This window comes from Pirellulaceae bacterium (assembly GCA_019636385.1).
In the GTDB taxonomy this organism is placed as follows: Bacteria; Planctomycetota; Planctomycetia; order Pirellulales; family Pirellulaceae; genus Aureliella.
The window spans coordinates 149266-169657 of record JAHBXT010000002.1 but is presented as its reverse complement, the minus strand read 5'-3'; the positions used below and the strand labels follow the sequence as shown (position 1 = coordinate 169657).

The window sequence follows — 20392 nt, the reverse complement described above, 5'->3', positions numbered from 1 at the left end:
GGGTTCTCGAAATGGCTATTGCTGTGGAACAACTTGCTGCGAAACCAGTTTTAGCTTCCAATCTTCGATCGCGGTACCCGCCAATTGCATATTGCTGCACAGATAATGCAATCGTTGCACAGCCGGACCGTCGGGCGCGTTCTCAAACAGTGCCTTCAAAAAATAGGGCGGTATGGCCTGATAATACAAGGTCGCGCGCACCTGAATCTGCTCGCGATTCACTATACTTGGCAGCGCTATTTCATACACGATCTCGTCACTGCCACTTCCATCGGCATAGCGCGCATCATTGAGCGCATCGCCTTGAGGGAACGTAGCTTGCAAGAAGCCACCCTTCAGTTCAGGGTGCCCGCCAGTAGCCGACCATCCGCGGGGCAACAAACGATTGTCCTTGATGCAGTGCCCACGAACGAAGCTAGTCGTAAACCGATGATGTTCGTCCTGAAGCAAATTCTCGTAAATCTGCACTTGATCGGGCGACGTGATCACCTGATGGTGCGGTTGATACCGCTGCTGATTGGTCCCGGAAATCAACTGAAAGAACTCACTAGCCAGTGGACGATCACCTGTGCCCAACAAGACGCCTTGGCCGTTGGTACGCCCCGATACCCAAACCACTTTTTCCTGATTGGGTTGTGAGCAATCGATAACTGACAATTCAATAAACGCGCGGCGGAAGCCGACGCCACTCGGAAAACGATGCCCCGTCAGATTCTGCAGCGTTACATGAGCTTTCAGCCTGCTATCTCCCAACCACTTGGCGTCAACCCGCAATTCAGCCGTCTTTTGTCGAGCGTTTTGAAGCATGTTGGTAATCGAATAGTCGATCTGCTCGGCACCGGTCATGTAATCCTGCCTGGGCACGCCCAAGATGTCTTCGTACTGGCGAAACATCTCCAACAGAAACACATTGAGTCCCGAAAAATTGTGCCGCGCGTATCCTTGCTCGCGTACGCGCACATGCAGCTTGCTATGCTCCGGCAAATTTTCGGCTTCGGGATAAGTCGTATCTTGTATGATCGCCATCCGCGTCTGCAGCACATCCAGTGCGATACCCCGCTCGGGATCATGCAACTCTCGGGACATGTGGCAATCCTGGCAACTCTTCCCCTGCGCATTGCCGACGTTGTATTCATTCTCGTACTGACTATTGAGCCACTCAAGATACGTTGCCTGCTCGACGTGATGTTTAAAGCGGCGGAACGCGGGCACGGGCTGGGCTTGAGCCAATTCGCCAACGTGCTCCCCCTGACCGATGGGCGACTGAACTACCGGCAAACTAACCGTATGGCAACTTCCGCATAATTGCGAGGACTTGATGTACGGATTGAATTTGGGAGTGAAGCCGATAGCGTGCTCCATCGCATATGGCGCGATCTCGTGGTCCTTGAACGGCCCGTACAATTCGTTGGTCGGGCCAAAGTGCAGGTTACCCGTGATCGATGTCTCCAAGAAGAATTGTAGCGATGAACGTTTATCACTTTCGGGCTGCGGACGAGGCTGCATGCGATGACAAACGGTACAACTGACGCCGTCACGAGCCAACGCGCCGTACTGGGCATGACTTGCATTTGGTAATTGATCGCGGTCTGCGGTAGCCATGACTTCGGTCAGCGAAAAGGCCTGCCGCGCCGGTTGTCCCCTTACTGACGACTCCGACGCAGTACTATTAGCCGATGACGATCCGGCCTGCAAATGCTGCACCGCCTGCTGATTCATGTCCCACTGATGCTTGCCCATCACGCCATGGCAGCGCAGGCATGTCTCCATCAATCCGCTGCGCAGCGAACTATACTCGGCGTGGCTTCCGAACTCGCTTTCCAACAGCTTCAACTCCAGTTCCATTTGCGCATAAAAGATCGGGTCGCGGCCGGCCAATCCCATGGGGGTCCACCGCCATTCGCCGTAAGGCGAATAATCCCAGCCCGGTTTGCCGTAGCCGTGTTCGGGTGTTGTGTAGTGGATCATCGACGGCCCCAGTTCACTCGAAAGCGCTGCATGGCAGTTCATGCACTGATTGGACGTGACAAACCCTTGACCTGCAGCGCGGTCGCGCGCGGAGCGCACTGACCAGTCATAGCTGACCGATGGTATTGGCAAGATGCTGGCACGCTCTTGCAAACCGATCGTTGGAAACAGTTTCAAGAAATCTTGGCTCAACACCGGCACGCAGGCGGTCGAACCGGGCAGATACATACATGCTGGGTGATTGCCATCGAGCTTCTCTTCGGGAGCTGCGCCGGCGGCCACTGTCGAATCGGCAGATCCGGGTGACTCTGCGGAAGCGGACGACTCAGCGGCTGGTGATGTTGACAAGTCGATCTTCTCGCCAACCGACTTGGCGGCCGCCCGCCACGAATCATCCACGCGAAACAGCACAGGCTCGCCTGGAAAGCCCTGTATGTTGCGCAGACTGGCAAAGGTGTACTCAGGTATTGTGCCTGGCGAGGTCGCCGATCCATGACAGCGCACACAGTAGTGTCCAAAGCCAGATTCGGGATGTGGATACCCCGAGTGATGCTCGTCCACCGGCTCGCGCCCTTTGGCAGGGTTGCTCCAAAACCAGCCGTCATACGAGCCCTGCGAATCCTTAACCATCACAGTCCAACTCTGCAGTGAATCCCACAATTGCGGAGCGTTCTTGTCGGCGTGCCTGGCGGCTGGCGGCGGATATTGCTCCTTAATTATCACCGCCCCATCAGGGATTGGTTCTTTCCGACCCGCGACCAGCCAGCCAATGATCTCTGGGGAATAGTACATCCGCACCGCCGGATGTGTGCCATAATACTGCCCACGGATGAACGGACCGGTATCGCGAACCGACTTGTCTTGCCGCCACCCCAAGGCAACGTATTGGCGATCATTCAGAAATTTATACAGCAATCGTTCGTATGCATCGCGCGGCGTCTGACTAGGCAGTGGCAAATCAGCCGGCTGACCATAGTCGGGTGATGCATCGGCCGCGCTTGCCCCATTCTCATTCACCTCGCTCGCATCGGGTTCCCCGGCCAGTACGCCAGTAGATGCCTGCCACGCGATTGCGCAAGCCCAGCACCAGCCAATCCACCATAAACGCAGGTGGCCAATGGCAGCAAGTCGTCGGCTCTTAAGTCGCAGTCTGGTCTTCATGGTCATAGGCTACCACTGTTGCAAGTCGATTGAAGCAGCGTGGCACTCACATTCAGTGCCGCCGACATTGTAGAAGGAATCCAACGCCAATCAATAAGCGCAGCCTATAGCCAACTATTCCGTCGACTTTGTTCCGGCCAGCGCGTACAGCGCCTTTTCGGTCCGTAGATAGATTACTCCCTGCCGAATGACTGGCGTGGCCATGATGCGTTCCCCAAAATCGTATGATCCTATTACTGCAGCCTGTGGACCTGCCTTTAGGACCGTCACCACGCCACTCTCGCTCGCCATGTAGACCTTACCATCACCGGCAACCAACGAAGCATAGTAATTGCCGCGCCCGGCGGCGCGCAACTGTTGTAACATCTGTCCGCTGGCCCTCTCCAATACCGTGACAATCCCAGAATCTTTAACCATCGTCATTGTATCTGCATACACAACGGAGCTAGGCACAGTTGGGAGACCGCGCGTGTAGGTCCAGCGAACATACTGCTCCGACAGCTTGCCGCTGCCTCCAGGCTCTAGAGCCACTGCCACATTCTGCGATTGTTCGAAGACCCGTGCATGGGTCGTCCACTCGTGCTCATCCAAACTGCCATCTTGATTCAAGTCGATGCGAAAGAATCGCTCCAGCACCGGGCTGCCTGCCGGCAACTCGCCACGTGTGAGCAATTTATTACCATCGCTGTCAAATGCCGCGCACGCTTGGTCAAAAGTTTCCATGCCAATTCGCGAATCGGCGTCACCGCCAGGCGACCATGTGGCCAAATAAATCAAGCCATCATGCAACACTGGTGTGCTATCGACTAACCGCGACAAACCATCCCACCACCACAGTTGCTGGCCGGTGTCTGCGTCGTAGGCCACCAGCTGACGCGAACCAGCGATGACAACTTGCTTGGAATCACTGCGGTGCACGATGATCGGCGTCGAATAGCTGCGCGTCGCCTGCGGACGCTCGGCCTTCCAAATTGGCCGACCTGTTTTTTGATCGACGGCAATCATGAAACTGTTGATGTCGTGATCTTCGTTCAGAATCACCTTATCGTCCACCAAGATCGGCGAGCTAGCCGCACCGAACTCGTCTTGATAAGGCCCCAGCGGACAATGCCACAACAGCTGGCCATCCCAATCGTAGGCCAACAAGCCGCAACTTCCGAACGAAACGAATACCTGCCGCCCATTACTAGCCGGTGTAGGACTGGCCGGGCTGCCTGTCGGATGCACCCGTTCAATGCCGTCAGTGGGTGCCGACTTCGTCCATCGCACCTGGCCTGTTTCGCGACTGAGCGCCACGGTTGCCAACGACTGCTTTTCTACATCAAACGTCGTCACAAAGATTGAATCACCGACGACACAGGGCGACGAATGCCCCGGCAGCAATTCGGTCCGCCACACTCGCACCGATTCTGCTCCCAGGTCGATCGGCAATGCAAACAGATCTTCGTCCGCCAAGCCATGGTCGCTTCGAAAGTACGACACCTCAAACTCAGTTGCGTCCTGCGCCAGCGTGCTGTCCGCCAACAACATCGCACAAACCATCATTGACGTGCATGTGATAACACTTGCACCCACCACTGATCGCCGGCCCAAATTCAAACTGCACCTCACTCCGGCTCGTTGGCCAACTCGTCAAGCATCTCGCAGTCATCCTGCGTTGCACAGATTGTAGCAAGAACTTGCTGATCATGCATAACTCGCTGAATTCCTCAACCGCCAATCGCGTTACAACCGGGGTAGATTGTGTTTCCCAATACTTACGCACTCACCGACATCTGCTTGCAGTGCAGCATAACCGACAGCTGCTCATGGCCGTATTATGGAGCAGTCCATTGGCAGCCAGTGGAATTCAGGCCGTCATTCGTAGAGCTGGACTACAGCGAATTGGCAAGACTCAGGAGTTACTTGGCGTTAGCTCACTGGGCGTGCCTCGAAATGTTGGCCCATACCGCCGTCTTTAACGTTGGGGCTATGCAGATCATGAAGCACCCGCTGTCGAAAACCACTTGGTGCATTCGATGCGGTGCGCGGTAGAGTCAAGAGCGATCTGACCAGTGCCGGACAGCACCATTCACTTGGGCAGAAGAAAACTCAGATGATGCGAAGCATGAATGAGAGCCAATTCGTTCCATTGCGACTTGCTAAGATTACCCAGAAAGGGATGCGGATAGGGCGGAGTTTTCAATTGCTGAAAGGACTCCAGGGTCGCTTGAAAGCGGTTGATCGCTTGCGATTCATCGCTGGGTGGCCCAGGCAACCACCACTTGGGTACCTTTAAGCCCGCTTTCATTCTCCGCTGGCGTAACACATAGCGTAACACCAATGGGCCAATCAACGTACGAACGATCCAAGGTCCGCGATGCTTAGTGCCACTGACAGCGGTTCTAAGTCCTTCGCCTACATGCTCAAGAATCTGCGACAGATCCCAATTGCCCGCACGGTCGTAGCGCACGTGATTCAGATGCTGAATATCTGCCAGTACATTATCCCACGACCGAAAATCAAGACTTCGCCTGTGCACACGTGTCGCAGCCATCAATCGTTCTCTATATTAAGCGCTTTGTCTCGAATTAACCCACAATCCCACAAGCTCCAGCCTGTTCACACTCAACTAACAACTTGACAGTGCATCGCCTAAGAGCGGGCGACGGGATTCGAACCCGCGACATGCAGCTTGGGAAGCTACCACTCTACCAACTGAGTTACGCCCGCCGTTTTCATCGGTCTTCTTTGGCCTATCCGCGGGCGATTATACCAAACTTCGCTATCGCTGCAAAACGTAGCCGCCGACGTTGCACACATAAGATGGAAATCACTCAAATGAAAGGGTCATAAGGTCCACCGTGCTCTCGTTTTCGCTAAGCTGCATCTCTTGCTCTCGTGCCCGCTGCCGGTCCAGCACAAAGTTACTGTCGACGAATTAGTACTGGTGACCAATCTACAGTCCATCCAAGACTGTAGAGCTCCACCTAGTTGTGTACAGACTAGCTGTAGCTCTGAGTGACGGTCCGATAACCCCGATAGGGTGATGCCCGTCAAGGCAATGGTATTGCTAAACAAAGTTCCTTGCGTGCTGGTCATCTCGTAGGCTTTAACCTGATCGTTGGTAATTGACTCGGCGGGTTGCAACAGCACGGGAACTCGCAATTGTTCAACCCGCCGGCAAAATGGGAAGGATTTGGCTTCATTCGGGAATTCTCCGACCAGATTGGTATGGTATAGATCTACACTCCGCGTAGTGTGCCGCAGAGCGGCGAGTTAACATATTTGATAGTAGGCCAATGGCTTAGGCCGTGTTAGCGAGATCGCGGGGTGTGCTCTTGAACCAGGCAGTCGATTGAACATGAAGCGCCCCAAACGAATCTGCCGACGACAATTTCTAACCCGCTCAGTTGCCCTAAGCAGCTTCGGTTACTGGGTTGGTTCAGGCATGGTGAGCGCTTCCGATGCGTTAGAGTTCAACACTGAAGCCCTCCGGCGCTTGAGCCAAAAGCTTCGCGGCAGATTGGTATTGCCCAGCGATGTTCATTATGAAAGCGCCAAGCGAGTCTTCTATTGGAATCCGACGACACAGCGTCAACCAATCGCCATTGTTCAGTGTGGACACGAAGACGATGTGCTGCGCGGGATTCAGTTTGCTCGTGACCACCAATTAGAAGTTGCGGTGCGCGGCGGAGGGCACAGTTATCTGGCCTGGGGCAATTCCAGCGGGTTGGTCATCGATCTTTCGTCGCTGAAGCAGATTACTATTGATCCCCATCGGCGGGTTGTGCGTGCGCAGGCAGGCATGCTGGCCGGCGAAGTGGCTCGATCAGCCGGCAAACATGGTCTGGCCCCCGTCCTTGGCCAGTGCCCCGGCGTAGGCGCAGTTGGAGTAACGCTAGGAGGAGGCCTGGGCTGGCTATCGGGTCTGTATGGCGCCTGTTGCGATAATCTGATATCTGCGACGATCGCCAATGCCGGCGCACAGAAAATGGAGGCCTGTCAAGAGTCTGACCCAGATCTACTGTGGGCGATGCGTGGAGCAGGCGCGAATTTCGGAGTGACCACAAGGTTTGAAGCTCGCTTGTTCCCAATCGAATCCGTCGTGGGAGGCGACATTCACTTTGCAGTGGCTAATGCCCGCAATGTGCTTCGCGGCTTCAGCGACCTCATGCGTCAAGCACCGGATGGATTTCAGGCAAACCTCAACCTCACTCAAGGTGCGCCAGGCGTGTTCATCAGCTTTTGCCATGTTGGAACAGACGCTGCCTCACAAAATATGCTCGACAAAATCTGCTCGATTGCCAAGGCAATCAAAGTTGCCGTCAAGCGCCAGCCCTTCGCCACCTTGGCCGACAAAGCTGCTGCGACCAGTCCAGCCAATGTCCCTGTCCCAAGCTATCGAGCTATCCAGACCGTTTACCACCCAAGCATAACCGAAGAAGCCATCGACATCCTCGTCGACCAGCTCAACAGCGCTACGCCAGACATCGTGTTTGGATTAAGCCACTATATGCATGGCGCCGTTTGTCAAGTGAGCCCCACCGATACCGCCTTTCCTCATCGACAGGAACACTCAATTCATATTCGCGCAGCCTATTCTTGGAGTGACCCTCAGGAGAGCGACCAACGATACGCTTGGGGCCAGCAATGGCTGCAGCTGATGCGGCCCAAGCGGAACGAAAGCCTGTACGCCAACTTTCAAACCTACGAAACAGCCGTTGGTTCGCCATCGTTATTCGGTCCGAACTATGAACGGCTGCTACAGCTTAAGCGCAAGCATGACCCTGACAACTTCTTCCGGCGCAATGCCAATATCGCCCTGGCGCGAGGTTAAGTTCAGCGACCGGCGAGCACTATCGCGTTTCGATATTCGATACTTGACATCGTTAGCAAAAAATGCAGTCTACGTGATACCATTTCATTAAGGTGATTGACCACCTGAGTTTTTTTAGGAGAAACGGCATGAGCGACCAGCGTTACACTCTCGCGTCATTCTTGGAGCGAACGGCAGACCAGGAATTGAATCAGGGCCTGTTTGAATTGGAATCCGAGCGAATGCTCGATATCAATCTCAATGGCACAGTCTGGATCAAAATGGGGTCCATGATAGCGTACGTGGGCAGTGTAAAATTCGAACGAGAGGGAATCCTCGAGCAGGGTGTTGGGAACCTCATTAAAAAAGCAATGTCCGGTGAAGGTAGTCGATTGACTCGTGCCACAGGCCAGGGCTCTGTGTTCTGCGCGGACAGCGGCAAGAAAATCACGATCTTAAATTTGAACAATGAAGCCATCTTCGTAAACGGCAATGATCTATTGGCCTTTGAGACATCGTTGAAGTACGAGATCAAAATAATGAAGAAACTCTCGGCGATGTTAGCTGGCGGACTATTCAACGTGCGCTTGCAAGGCACAGGGATGGTAGCTATCACGACACACTACGATCCCCTGACATTGCCTGTAACGCCGCAATGCCCTGTCATTACAGACCCAAACGCTACTGTCATGTGGACCGGCAATCTGACTCCAGAATTCAAAACCGACATCCAGCTCAAAACCATGTTCGGCCGAGGCTCTGGAGAGTCACTTCAATTGAAGTTTCACGGCCAAGGCTACGTGGTGGTGCAACCATACGAAGAAACGTACGCAGCAAGAGGCAGTTAGGTCGTTAGTCGGTTGACGGCCAGAACTCGCTTTGACATTCAGCTGGACTGGCGATGGCTATGGTTTGCGGTATTCCCTTGGCAAAGCCCCTATCGGAGTTATTGCACCACGATACTTAACCAACCAGGCTGATAGTTCACTTGGTGAACTCGTACGACTGATAGTTTGTCGTTCCAGGACGTCAAGCTAGCGAGTGGAATTGACTGACTTTTTGGAAGAATTGATTTCAGTCGTTCACGAAGCAGATTCCGTTGCTGTATGAACCGCAAGCTACGGCCATTCTGGGGAGGTAAGACCTCAGCTTCACCCTGGCGATGCAATGTGATTTCGCGCGAGCCAACTTCCAGCCAATACCGCACCAGGATATCCATGGCTACCAGTTTCAAATTATCAAGCTCATAGGCTGCACCACTTACCCGCATTTCCAACAGAGCTTGGTCCGGTGTGTTGCTGTCTAAGTTGATCGTCACCGGATTCTGTGTAGACAAATCAACTTTGAAGTTTTCCGTGACTGGTCCCTGGTCCAAAGGTATACCTAGCGCAGCCAGCACTTCCGATAGGCCGGTAACGGTTCTACCCGCCAACGTTCTTTGTGCGAGTCGATTGATGGCAGACTGGTGAATGTGAACTGCAGCTAAGAAGGGTAGGTTACTTGGAACCGTAGGGGTTGTCGCGATCCATCCATGTTCTGCCTCCAATCGCAACTCTATTTGACCGAATTCATGGGTCGAGCGGCATGAGACGGATGTGGGGTGTGTCCCTAACCGCTCGCATACCAAGTTTACCGCGTCAAGAAACGCATGCTCGAATTGGTGTAGTTCGTCGGTTGCTTGCTGATCCAATTCATCGCTGACGGCCTGCGCGATGCCCCGCGAAATTTGCTGACGAATTTCATGGTCGCGTTTCACCAGCGCTCTTAATGCAGCACAGCGAATCACTGTAGCCATTGGACCAGAGCGTTCAGTAACAACGCTCTGTCCTTGCAACAGAGTGCAGACGCTGGACTGGGCAAGATCGCATTGTACTCCATCGACTCCCACCGCTACAGATTTTCTGGAAGTCGCAGCACTAGTTGTGGCGATTCCAAAGCCGACGCGCCCCTGATGCCCAGTCAAACAGACTTGCACATTGCCGTCCAATTCAATCAGTCCTCGAATCCGGTTACACGATTCATGTAGTCCATAGCGAATGTGGCCATCGAACACTGCCTTGCCGCAGACATGAAGACCGTTGAACTGCTTGTCGATCGAGATTGACTTGGCGATGGTCCGACGACCAAGACGATTCACAAGCTGATCGCTGAACTGCAAAACTATATGGGGATGAGCACCAAACTCTTGTTCGGGTTCCAACGCTGGCGCTGGGCTGTAGTCTGTAAACCAACGTGCGCGAGGGGCCAAGTCACTGAATCGGTCAGGCACGGTCAGCAACGGCGAACCTACAGAATTGTCCGCGGCTGTCAGACCGCCGGACAGCGCGGTTAAGAATAGACCGACTGCTAACTGCAGGTCAAGAAATTTAATCATCAAGCTTGGCCTTAGAGAAAACATGGAACGAAACGTGCCAACCTGCTGGGCGACTTTCCAATGACCATGTAACCGTGCCCAAAAAATCACGAACCTGTGCGAATTCGGGAAGCGTTTTAAAATCCAGGCTGGTGTGATCATGCGTTGCTCCCACGGCGGTTCCCACAAGTATCGCCAACAAGCTGGTCGAAGTATCTCGAGTTGTTACTCCCTTCGTACGCAGGGTCTCGTAGGTAAATTCCAGTTCACGACTTAAGTCGTCATAGCTCCGCAAGACGACGCCGGTCGCCGCGTCGTCCCATCTAGCGGCGGCTTGGCGAAACTCTGGAGCTTCAATCAACTTGGTTGCTGTTTCGGACGAGAGAACCTCGGCGATCCAAGAAGCGTGAGTCGAGCACCATAGCTTGCCATCAGCTACCATCAGACCGGACTGAGCCATAGCGACTCGCTCGTCAGCAGACACAAAACTGATTTGCCACAACGAGTGAGGTTGGCCGGGCAGCCTGAGCTGCTGCGTTTCAGTGTCTTCGGCAAACAAGCGATTTATGATTTCCGCGACGCGATCAGCATTGACTTCAGGCTGTTGAATGTTCAAAGCAATCAAAGTCTGTTCAGCATTCAGCTCCTGCACAAATCTTCCCGCGATCATGACTTGCGGGCCGAGAATGGCGAACAAATCACCTTCCAAATCGACATTCAGCTCTTGCTTAACATCAGCGACTGTCTGTTGAAATGCACCTGGAGTTTCCGTAACGTCATCGTAGAGTTTGGCTAGTCGCTTGATGGCGCTGCCGATATTCCAGTTAGCTACTGCGCATCTACTGACAGGCGCCGGAACGAAATCGGGGAACTTCAATTCGCCTGGTTGAATATCCAGAAGTTCCGTAATTCCCCGACGGGGTAAGGCGGCCTCCAATTCAATAGTCCCGGCGATCTCGCTTAGTTCAGAATTAAAGTGTATCACGCCCCGTGCCGAATCAATGTCATCAAGCTGCTGCTTCCAATCGCTGACAGGGGGTGCCGCCAATTGAATTTGGTCGCCAGGATGGCTATTTGCCAGCGGCAAGTCTGGATTTTGGTGTTCTGCGACAGCTTCCAACAGCATTGCCGGTGCACATTGCCAACTCAGGTGCGCTCCAACTCCGTTCATGTAGTTGACTGGAGGATCATGCAGGCCAGCCAGTTCAGCAAGCGGAGTGTCCAGATCTTGGCCTGCTAATCGTGAGACTTGATTGGCAAACTCAAGCCCCAGTTGTGGATCGCTAGAGATGACAACGAAACCAGCGATTGCGCAGATGCCCACCTCCCGTTCTGGAAAGGAGAGTACAATTTGTTCGATGCTGCTGATCTCTTGACTATCACTCCTTACAGCTCCGGCCGATTGCAGATTCTGGGCAGCCGCATCCATGAACTCAAGTGTGATTGCCGGGTCACGGGCTTCGATCACTAGTGAGATGTGCCGATCGTTGTTGGTCCCGCCTGTAACCAACAGCAATAGCTCACCCTGAGCCAGACGGACCAACATGGCCGTGGAGACACCAAACTTACGCTCCATCCGGCTCGACCAGTCCCAGCCCTGGTGCCGCAACTGGTCTCGAAACGGCCGCAGCGCCTCGACTTGCCACAGGCTACCCAATTGAGAATCACTCATTTGTTGATGAAGCACAGGAAAATGCGCGACATGGATGAAGGCCAAAGTGCTATCAAGAGCTGCTGCGATTGGCCCCCGCGTGACAACACCGGCAATCAGGTAAATCAAAATGCTGGCGCTCAGCCGATGGTACTGAACCAAGAATAACTCGCTTTCTGTATTTAGAAAAATGTCTTACTGACTAGCTTAAGCTTCTAAGGATAATGACTCAACCGGTTCACGAGGCTGCGTGTAGCTCTCTGCTGCAATGCTGCACTAGTAGTTAAGTTCCCTAATGTAGGGGTAAATTAGACTTAGCTTTGCAGCTCTGCGCCGGATTGTGAACGCATTCGAGTCTGATTACGATGAGCGGTAGGTATGCACGGCCTAGGCAACGGTATTCACGACCGAGGCATGGAATCGACTGGGCAACATGCAGCGCGGTACACCCGCAATCATGTTACGCATCGAGATCGACAGTCTCCTAACGCACGTCGGATCGCACGCATGGACAAGCAACAGACTACCAACAGTGCCATGACCGTTTCTCGTAATCCCTTTCGAATCAATTGGCATGACCATGCACAGGGATTCGGTGGTAGCCTAAGTCGATTGTTCGATCGGACTCTGGAACAGGTTTCGGGACTCGGTCGTTTGGCGAAACTTTATGATGCCATCCAATTGGAAAACCCTCGAAAATCTCCTGGCGAATTTGCTTCGAGAGTCTTGGCTGAATTTGGGATAAGTTGGCGATTGACTCTGGGTTCCCTGGAAACCATACCGACAGCAGGCCCTGTGATCATCGTCGCAAATCACCCCTTTGGTGCTGCAGAAGGCCTGATCTTATTTGATTTGCTGTCGCAAGTGCGGCCTGATGTCAAGATCTTTGCAAATTTTCTGATCCAGCGGATCGATGAGTTGCAGCCGCAAGTGATTGCTGCTGACCCGTTTGGTGGAGTGAACACACGGGCCCAGAACGTGATGGCCTGTCGCGCCGCTATCGAGTGGCTTTCCCAAGATGGCCTGCTGGCGATGTTTCCGTCTGGAACTGTTTCGCACCTACATCCAAAGCAGTGGCGGGTAATGGATCCAGCTTGGAGTGACACGGCAGTACGCTTTGCACACAGTCACCGCGCAACGGTGGTGCCGATCTACTTTCACGGTCAGAATAGTCAGTTGTTCCAATGTGCGGGATTGCTCCATCCCCGCCTGCGAACCGCCTTGCTTCCCCGTGAACTACTGGGAAAACGGGGATGGGAGCTGTCAGTTGCTGTGGGCAATTCCATTGGTCCTCGGCGATTAGATGGCTTTCCGAATCGTCAGCGGGCCACGGATTATTTGCGTTTGCGAACCTACTTGTTAAATCCATCTCAGACAGACCTCAAGGCTAACCAAGTGGGGAGTTCCGTAAGATCTTCGATTGTCACACGCAGTGATGTTGGCCTGCTGACGCAAGAGATTAATGCAATCGATCGAGGCCGTGTGTTATTGTCAAAGGGAGCGTTTAATTTCTATTGTGTCTCTGCAGACGAAATTCCGCACACATTGGCCGAGATTGGTCGGCTGAGAGAAGAGTCGTTTCGCGAAGCAGGCGAGGGAACAGGCCAAGCTGTAGATTTAGACCGTTTCGATACCACGTACTTGCATCTGTTCGCATGGAATCGCGAGCGGCGGGAGGTGGCCGGTGCCTACCGTTTAGCCCATGCCGATCAAGTGGTTGAAGACCAAGGATTGGATGGTATCTACACTCACTCACTGTTCCGTTTCGGAGCGAATTTTTTGCCGCAACTTGGGACAGCATTGGAAATGGGGCGTTCGTTTGTCAGCCTGGGCTATCAACGCAGCCCAGAGGTATTGCTTGGCCTGTGGCAGAGTATAGGTGAATACGTGTGGCGCAATCCGCGGGTACGCACATTGTTTGGTCCGGCCAGCATCAGCCGCCATTATGGCAACTTGTCGCGGCAGATCATCGTTGATTTTTTGCGTCGCAAGCTACTTCGCCAAGATTTGGCTCCCTTCGTCCAGGCCATACATGCCTACCGAGATTTACCACTGCCGGGCCTACTGGCTGAACATCTACAGTGCTTGGAATCCATCTCAGATATCGACGAGATTCTGCAGGAGATCGAACACAAGAGCATGCCGGTTCTACTGAAGCACTATCTGAAACTGGGAGCGGAGGCCATCGCGTTTGGCGTTGACCCAAATTTCAGCGATTCCGTCGACGTGCTGATTGCAGTCGATATCCTACAGACCGATCTCCTGCGTATTGAGCGTTTTATGGGCAAATCTCGGGCCGTTGAGTATCTGAAACTGCACGGCGTTCATGTCCCAAGTCGAATACTCGCCCCACCGGGCTCAATAGTAGAGCCGGCAGCACGATTAAATCGGCAACCAGTGCGATAGACAGCATCGAACACATGATGCCGGCATAACGCGCCGTCGGCAAATAGGGGCTAAGTGTAAAGACCGCCAGCCCAAAGACGAAGATGGCCGTGGTCTGGCTCATCGCCCGCGCACAGCGCGTCAAGGCGAACACCACCGAATCCTGTCGGCTGTTGCACATTCTGCGCGAACGATGGTACCAGGTAAGAAAGTGCAACGTGTCGTCGACGGCGATGCCCATCGCGACGGTGGCGGTCAACATGGATCCCACGCCCACTGTGACTCCCATCATGCCGATCGCCCCAAAGACCACGACGACCGGCAGTAGATTGGGAATCATCGCTAGTAGTCCAGACAAAACGCAGGCTGACCAACATCGAAGCGGCCTACTCCAAAAGCCAGGTTCTACAACAGCCCAAGCGGTGAACAGGCAGATCATAGAACACGTAATCAACACCGTCGAACACAAAAAACTATTGATCAAATCGTCAAGCATTTGATCCTGCGCTTTTTGCATTACCGGAACACCTCCGGTGATCGTGAACTCAACACCCGACAAGCCATCTTCTGCAAACAGTTGAGTCAGTGTGGCGAGTTCTGACTTAAGATTTCCGATCAGCCTGGCGTAATCGACTTCGTCAGACGAAAATACGCGGGCGCTGATCCTCCACAAGTACTGATCGAGGGTCATTCTCAGGAAGCCAGCATCGATAAAATCCTGGTGGATATCTGCCATGCGTTCGTTCAGCAAAGTGCGGTGGGCGACGCCGCGTAAGCTGGTCCTTTTGAATGACTGCAGCGGCGGTGCAAAATTGACGGCCGAGGCTGTGGCGTGGATGCTGGTATCCGCAGCCACCGTCTGCTGAATTCTTTCTACCGCTCGTAACTGATCCAGTAGCGTGGGCGACGCAACTTGCGGTATCTTGGCTACGATCTCAATGGGCGCCAACGGTCCAATGGTTTGCTGTAGCCACGCATAGTCTTCGACCAACTTGGATTTCGGAAGAAAGAAATCATGAATGCGGATCATCGCTTGCAGTTGGGTGACTCCCCACGAACCCATCATGAACACGATCCATCCCACAGACAGAATGAGCCAACGGTATCGAACGACTCCTTGCACTACCTTGTCACTGCGGGGCATCCACCAGCCTTGGCTGCTAGGTTGACTCGCCCAGCCCGCCGGGACGAGTGCTCTGAGCTGCCAAGGTAGAGTGGCCGATAATCCTAGACTAAGCAGCACGCCAACAGCAGAATAGATTCCAAAATTTCGGATGGGAACGAGCATACTGACCGTCAGTGAAAGCAAGCCTACAGCGGTCGTAAGCGAAGCGAATAGAGTAGGGGCGGCCGCAGAGCGGGTTGCTTCCCAGGCGGCGCGCTCCAGACCGACAGCTAGCACCGCATCGCGATAGTAGTTCACCAAGTGCACGGCAGCCGATACGCTGAGCACGAAAATCAGTGACGGTGCAATGAGCATGATCGAATCCAACCTGCACCATGGCGAGTAGCCCACGACGGCCAACAACAATAATTGACTAGCGATCGCATTGGCTAACACCAAACAAGTCACGGCCCGACTGCGAAAGGTGAACAGCATCAGAATTGCACACACCGCGTAGCATGCCAAATTTAAGGGTAACAAGAATCGATGACTTGACCTTTCGATCTCCAGGGCTTCAATGGCCGGGCCGGCAACATGCAGGTTTTCAGTAGACAGTAGCGCTGCGTCACCGGTCTGTGCGGCCGCCTCATAAACGGCTTCTATCGCAGCTCGGTCATGTTGTAGTCCCGCGTCAGACAACACGGTCACAATACACGAAGATTTGCCATCGCGTCCAATCATCCAACCGCCTAACCGCTTGATGGCCTCCTGACGGTCAATTCCGACAGCCTGTTTCGCCAGCATTCGCAGAGCGTCATCGCCTGTAAACACCTGTGAAAAAAAGGCCGGTTGCCCCGCTTCGACACCGCTCTTGCGGAGTAGATCTGCAAATCGGCTAGTGGTCGATTCGGCGTTTGCATTCGGTGCAATCTCACAACCTTGCCAGCTAATCATCAGGAATGAGTCACCTCCGAATTGCGATCGAAACCACTCCAGTTCCAGCGACTCCTGAAAGCCGCGCGGCAGCCAATCTTCAATCCGATTGCTACCGTCTCGCAAGGCTTTCCACACGCCGTTCAGAGTGAACAGGACCACCATCAGGAGCAGCCCACTACTCAGAACTCGATCTGTGCTGCGCCCGAAAAGTGACCCGATTCTCATACTCAAACCTAAATCTCCCGCAGCGGTTGGCCAATGTGATTGGCTAAGGCTTCACCGAGTTATTTCATAGCCAGTGCGTGCACTGTAGGTTACATTCAAGCTTCCAGCCGCACTGACACTCAGCAATCTGATTTCGAACCGACCCGGTCGACCATTAGCTGGTCAATAATTTTGGAATGGGACGACATGGCCTTGGTGCTGGACATCAATCGTCAGGCTTTAACTGAATCCGGGCAAGGGGAATTGTTCACAGCCAACGCAGGGTCGTGGAGCCATTGATCGTTAATCTGTCACTTTGGGTTGCTTCTTGATTGGTCGAATAAGACCTTCTTGAACGGCAGAGGCGACCAGCACTCCGCGGCGCGAAAAGATGTTGCCGCGAGTGAATCCGCGAGCATTGCTGGAACTGGGGCTATCTAGTTGGTACAGCATCCAATCAGAAATATCGATGTCGCGATGAAACCACATGGCGTGGTCAATACTGGCTGCTTGCACATTGCCCATCGTAGCGTTGGAATGTGGATCCAGTGAGGTGAATAACAAATTGTAGTCAGAAGCATACAGCAACATCTGCTGGGCTTGGGGCTGAGTGACGGGAATCGTCTGCAAAAATCGAAACCAGATGTGCCGTCGCGGCTTATAACGGTGCTTGGGAAATAAATAGCGCTCGACCTCAACTGGCTTGAACTCTATGGGCCGATCATAGGACAGCCATTCCTTCAACTTGGGTGGAAAAAAACGTTTGAAGATTTGATAGTAGTCCAAGTTGCTGGGGAGCCAGCGAGGAGTTCTCCACAAAAACGGCTTGCGGATCTGATGCTCAAAGCTCAGAGGCTCTTTGACCTGAAATGAGATGATGCTCTGAAAAATGACCTTGTCGTTTTGCAGCGCTTTGACATCGCGAGTTGTGAAGCTGCGGCCGTCGCGAATGGCTTCGACCTGATAGGTCACCGGCAACTGAAAGTTTCCACGCAGAAAAAAGTAGGCGTGAATCGAGTGTGCCAGTCGGGCCGCATCGACTGTCTTGTAAGCAGCGTTCAGGGACTGTGCCAAAACCTGCCCGCCATAGACGTTAGGACTGCCAATGTCTAGGGAGCCGCCCTCGAACAGCCACTGCCCGATCGGCTTGACGTCCAAATGTTCCAGCAGAGAAGCCGTGTCTTTCATAGAGCTTATGCTGGTCTTTACTTAAATGAGATCACTTTGGTCTTAGCCGCAACCGGCAAATCGGCGGGGCGCGTGTGCATGTTGAGAGGCGTGTACTGGCCGGTGGCCCACAACGGGACTTGATCAGCATAATGGGCACTTGCCGGGTCTTCACTCTGGCCACCCGGATAGACGCCCACACTGCTGCTCACTTTGCCGAAGTCCACGATCATTCGCCAGGAAGCACCGCCGCCCACGTGTCCAACATTGCCGCCGGGGTTAAGCGTAAATGAGGTGCCGACCACCGGCCCACCATCAACATTTAAATCAGCAACTCCAGACAGCGATTCTATTTTCAGCACATTGATGTTTTGCCACTGCCACTGGTTGAGATCCGTACCGAACCTGGCAGCCAAGGATTCTACGGCCTCCACAAAACTGCGCCGCAGAATGATGTCGCGATTCTCGCGCTCAGCAGTTCGACGATCATCAAACCAAACGGATTCGGGCATTTCACGCGTCAGGTACTCCAGCACCTCCAACATCGGCTCGCGGCGATTGTCGCCGCAAAACCCCCACGATCCCCCTTGGGGCTCGATACCCAATTCCGGCCACTCATCCTGCCAAACATTGTCACGATATTTTTCCAGCCAGTGCAACCAGATAGTCGGACCAATCGCATCGGTCCCTGCCATGTAATCCCAGTCGCGGAGCGCAGCGGCTGCCGCCGCGAGCAACTGCGGATTGGCCTTGGCATCTAACCGATCTTTCAGAGCCGGCAACATGGCCGGCAAAAACTGGCTGGCGGCACCGTCGAAGTGATCGTATTGGATCGGCTTCATCGTTTCGATGGTGAGCGATTTGGCCTCGGTCAACACGTTCTTAATGCGCCGCGTACGGTAGCTGGGGTCCCACATCCATCCCAAGTAATGCGGATATCCCAACGGATGGGGGCGACCATTGGCCGACGCTACAAAATGCTCCGGCGGATTGATTGACAACGGCAGTTGATCGCGAGCAATCCAGCCGTTCCAATCATTCAGTCCAGTTGAGCCATCCATGGGAGTACGGCCTTGTCCGCGCGTCCGCAGCGGCAGACGTCCGCAGCAGTGCATAGCGATATTGCCATACACATCGCCGTACACAATGTTCATCGCAGGTACCTGCAGTTTATCCAATGCCGACAAATACCCGTTTAGATCACGAGCCCGCGACAACTCCCAAAACGCAACGGGATCGGTCGTTGGCCCCAATCCGGTCCAACACAGCGAAATAGTCGCTGGCTGCTGATGGACCACTGGCCCATGCACCGTGCTGTCGATCACCAGTTCGTGCGACTCAGAGCCACGCACTGGAATACTCTCGACGATGCGCGTCATCTCTTTCCATTGGCCACGATGCAGGTAGCGACGGGGATTCTGCGGATCGACAGTTTCAATGTAGTAGTCAACCGCATCGGCCTGCATGTTGGTCAACCCCCAGGCGATATGGTCGTTATGGCCAATAACAACAGTGTGCGAACCGGGGAACGTCACGCCAGCCACGTTCTGATCGCCAACATTGATATGCGCCGTATACCAAATACTGGGAATGCTAAATCCCAAGTGCGGATCGCTGCACACCATTGGCTTCCCAGACTGGGTCTTCGATCCGTCCACGGCCCAGTTGTTGCTACCAAAACTGCTGCCGCGACCAAACCAGCCAATGTTATTCAGGCGATCAAAGAGATTGAGGTAGGTTTGCGAGAGCCCCTCACCTCCAACCTCGTTCTCCGACGGGGGTTGATACCCGATATTATGCGAATCACCTGCCCTGGTGCTTGATGAGCTGGCTGGATTGAGAAACGCGGCCGACCCAAGCGACGTGGCGCGGCTGGATTGCACACTGATCGTCGATTGCTCGTAGGGACGATCCAGCGGCCAAAGTTGCTCCAGCGCGGTGGCTCCCATTTTTTCAACGACACTGCCAAACCATAGATCGTCCATAGTCCCCGACTGGTCCCAGCCCATATACTTGCTGAACACCAGCGAATCGACCGGCGACCACGGCGCGGGTGCATACCCCATCGCCTGAAACGCCATCGGCAACCCGTCTTTTCCTAATTCGGCAATTCGGTGATTCACGCCGGCCGCGTACGCTTCAAGCTCGGCTCGCATCGCATCAGGAATATCATTTGACTTCCAGAGCGCTTCGCAATCTCGTCGAATTCCAAGTTGCCGCATCAGAGTATCGGCTGGCAATCCGTCAGGCCCCATTATTTCAGCTAGATTACCCGAGGCTTGTCGGCGCAGCATATCCATTTGCCACAGCCGCCCGCTGGCGTGCAGATACCCCATCACTCGCGCCGCATCGGTCCAGCTGCCAGCATAAACATGCGGTATCGCATATTGGTCCAGGTAAACCTGCACCGGCGCAGACAGACCAGGCAACGAGACAGCGTCGGCTTCAGCCGCCCGCGATGTCATAGTGCTCAAGCAACTCACGCACCAGGCAAGGGTAGCCAGGCAGCACAGACCTTTTCGGTTAAGAACATTGGCGGCGAATTTCATAAATAGCGTTCTCCTACTTCTCCTCGATGCAATGGCGATATCATTCACCATGCTGCCGAAAATATCAAGCCTTGTAGCAACCAATACGCAATTGTTAGCGAACGCACCGCCGGTA

General features: G+C 53.9%; 10 protein-coding genes and 1 tRNA gene. 2 read left to right on the top strand and 9 right to left on the bottom strand.

Annotated elements, in window-relative coordinates:
* Positions 1-15: 15 nt before the first annotated feature.
* From KF752_06435 to KF752_06420, 4 genes are all read right to left on the bottom strand, one after another.
* Positions 16-3129 (bottom strand): hypothetical protein, encoded by a 3114-nt coding sequence (locus tag KF752_06435; GenBank protein MBX3421177.1) that lies wholly within the window; start codon positions 3127-3129, stop codon positions 16-18.
* A 114-nt stretch (positions 3130-3243) separates the two neighbouring features.
* Positions 3244-4674: a PQQ-binding-like beta-propeller repeat protein gene (locus tag KF752_06430; protein ID MBX3421176.1), complete on the bottom strand. Its 1431-nt coding sequence runs from the start codon at positions 4672-4674 to the stop codon at positions 3244-3246.
* Between the two features lie 526 nt (positions 4675-5200).
* Complete coding sequence (locus tag KF752_06425; GenBank protein MBX3421175.1) at positions 5201-5665, bottom strand: DUF1569 domain-containing protein; 465 nt, start codon at positions 5663-5665, stop codon at positions 5201-5203.
* A 103-nt stretch (positions 5666-5768) separates the two neighbouring features.
* Positions 5769-5841: transfer RNA gene (locus KF752_06420), tRNA-Gly, on the bottom strand.
* Positions 5842-6472: 631 nt separating this feature from the next.
* Here KF752_06420 and KF752_06415 point away from each other — a divergent pair.
* The gene (locus tag KF752_06415; protein MBX3421174.1) at positions 6473-7948 is read left to right on the top strand and encodes an FAD-binding protein; all 1476 of its coding nucleotides are present in this window, start codon (positions 6473-6475) and stop codon (positions 7946-7948) included.
* Positions 7949-8076: 128 nt separating this feature from the next.
* Entirely contained in the window at positions 8077-8775 is a 699-nt protein-coding gene (locus KF752_06410) for an AIM24 family protein (GenBank protein MBX3421173.1), read from the top strand.
* Between the two features lie 98 nt (positions 8776-8873).
* On the opposite strand, the gene KF752_06405 is transcribed toward KF752_06410, so the two are convergent.
* The 5 genes from KF752_06405 to KF752_06385 all read right to left on the bottom strand — a co-directional run bounded on the left by KF752_06405 (position 8874) and on the right by KF752_06385 (position 20277).
* Positions 8874-10301, bottom strand: a complete 1428-nt coding sequence (locus KF752_06405; GenBank protein MBX3421172.1) for a hypothetical protein — start codon at positions 10299-10301, stop codon at positions 8874-8876.
* Complete coding sequence (locus KF752_06400; GenBank protein ID MBX3421171.1) at positions 10294-12093, bottom strand: hypothetical protein; 1800 nt, start codon at positions 12091-12093, stop codon at positions 10294-10296. The genes KF752_06405 and KF752_06400 overlap by 8 nt, the downstream gene beginning before the upstream one ends.
* Before the next feature lie 2116 nt (positions 12094-14209).
* Entirely contained in the window at positions 14210-16519 is a 2310-nt protein-coding gene (locus KF752_06395; protein MBX3421170.1) for an MMPL family transporter, read from the bottom strand.
* A gap of 345 nt (positions 16520-16864) precedes the next feature.
* Positions 16865-17749: an acyl-CoA thioesterase II gene (locus KF752_06390; GenBank protein MBX3421169.1), complete on the bottom strand. Its 885-nt coding sequence runs from the start codon at positions 17747-17749 to the stop codon at positions 16865-16867.
* Between the two features lie 17 nt (positions 17750-17766).
* Positions 17767-20277 carry a penicillin acylase family protein gene (locus KF752_06385; protein ID MBX3421168.1) on the bottom strand — a complete coding sequence of 837 codons (2511 nt, stop codon included), beginning with the start codon at positions 20275-20277 and terminating at the stop codon, positions 17767-17769.
* Positions 20278-20392 lie beyond the last annotated feature (115 nt).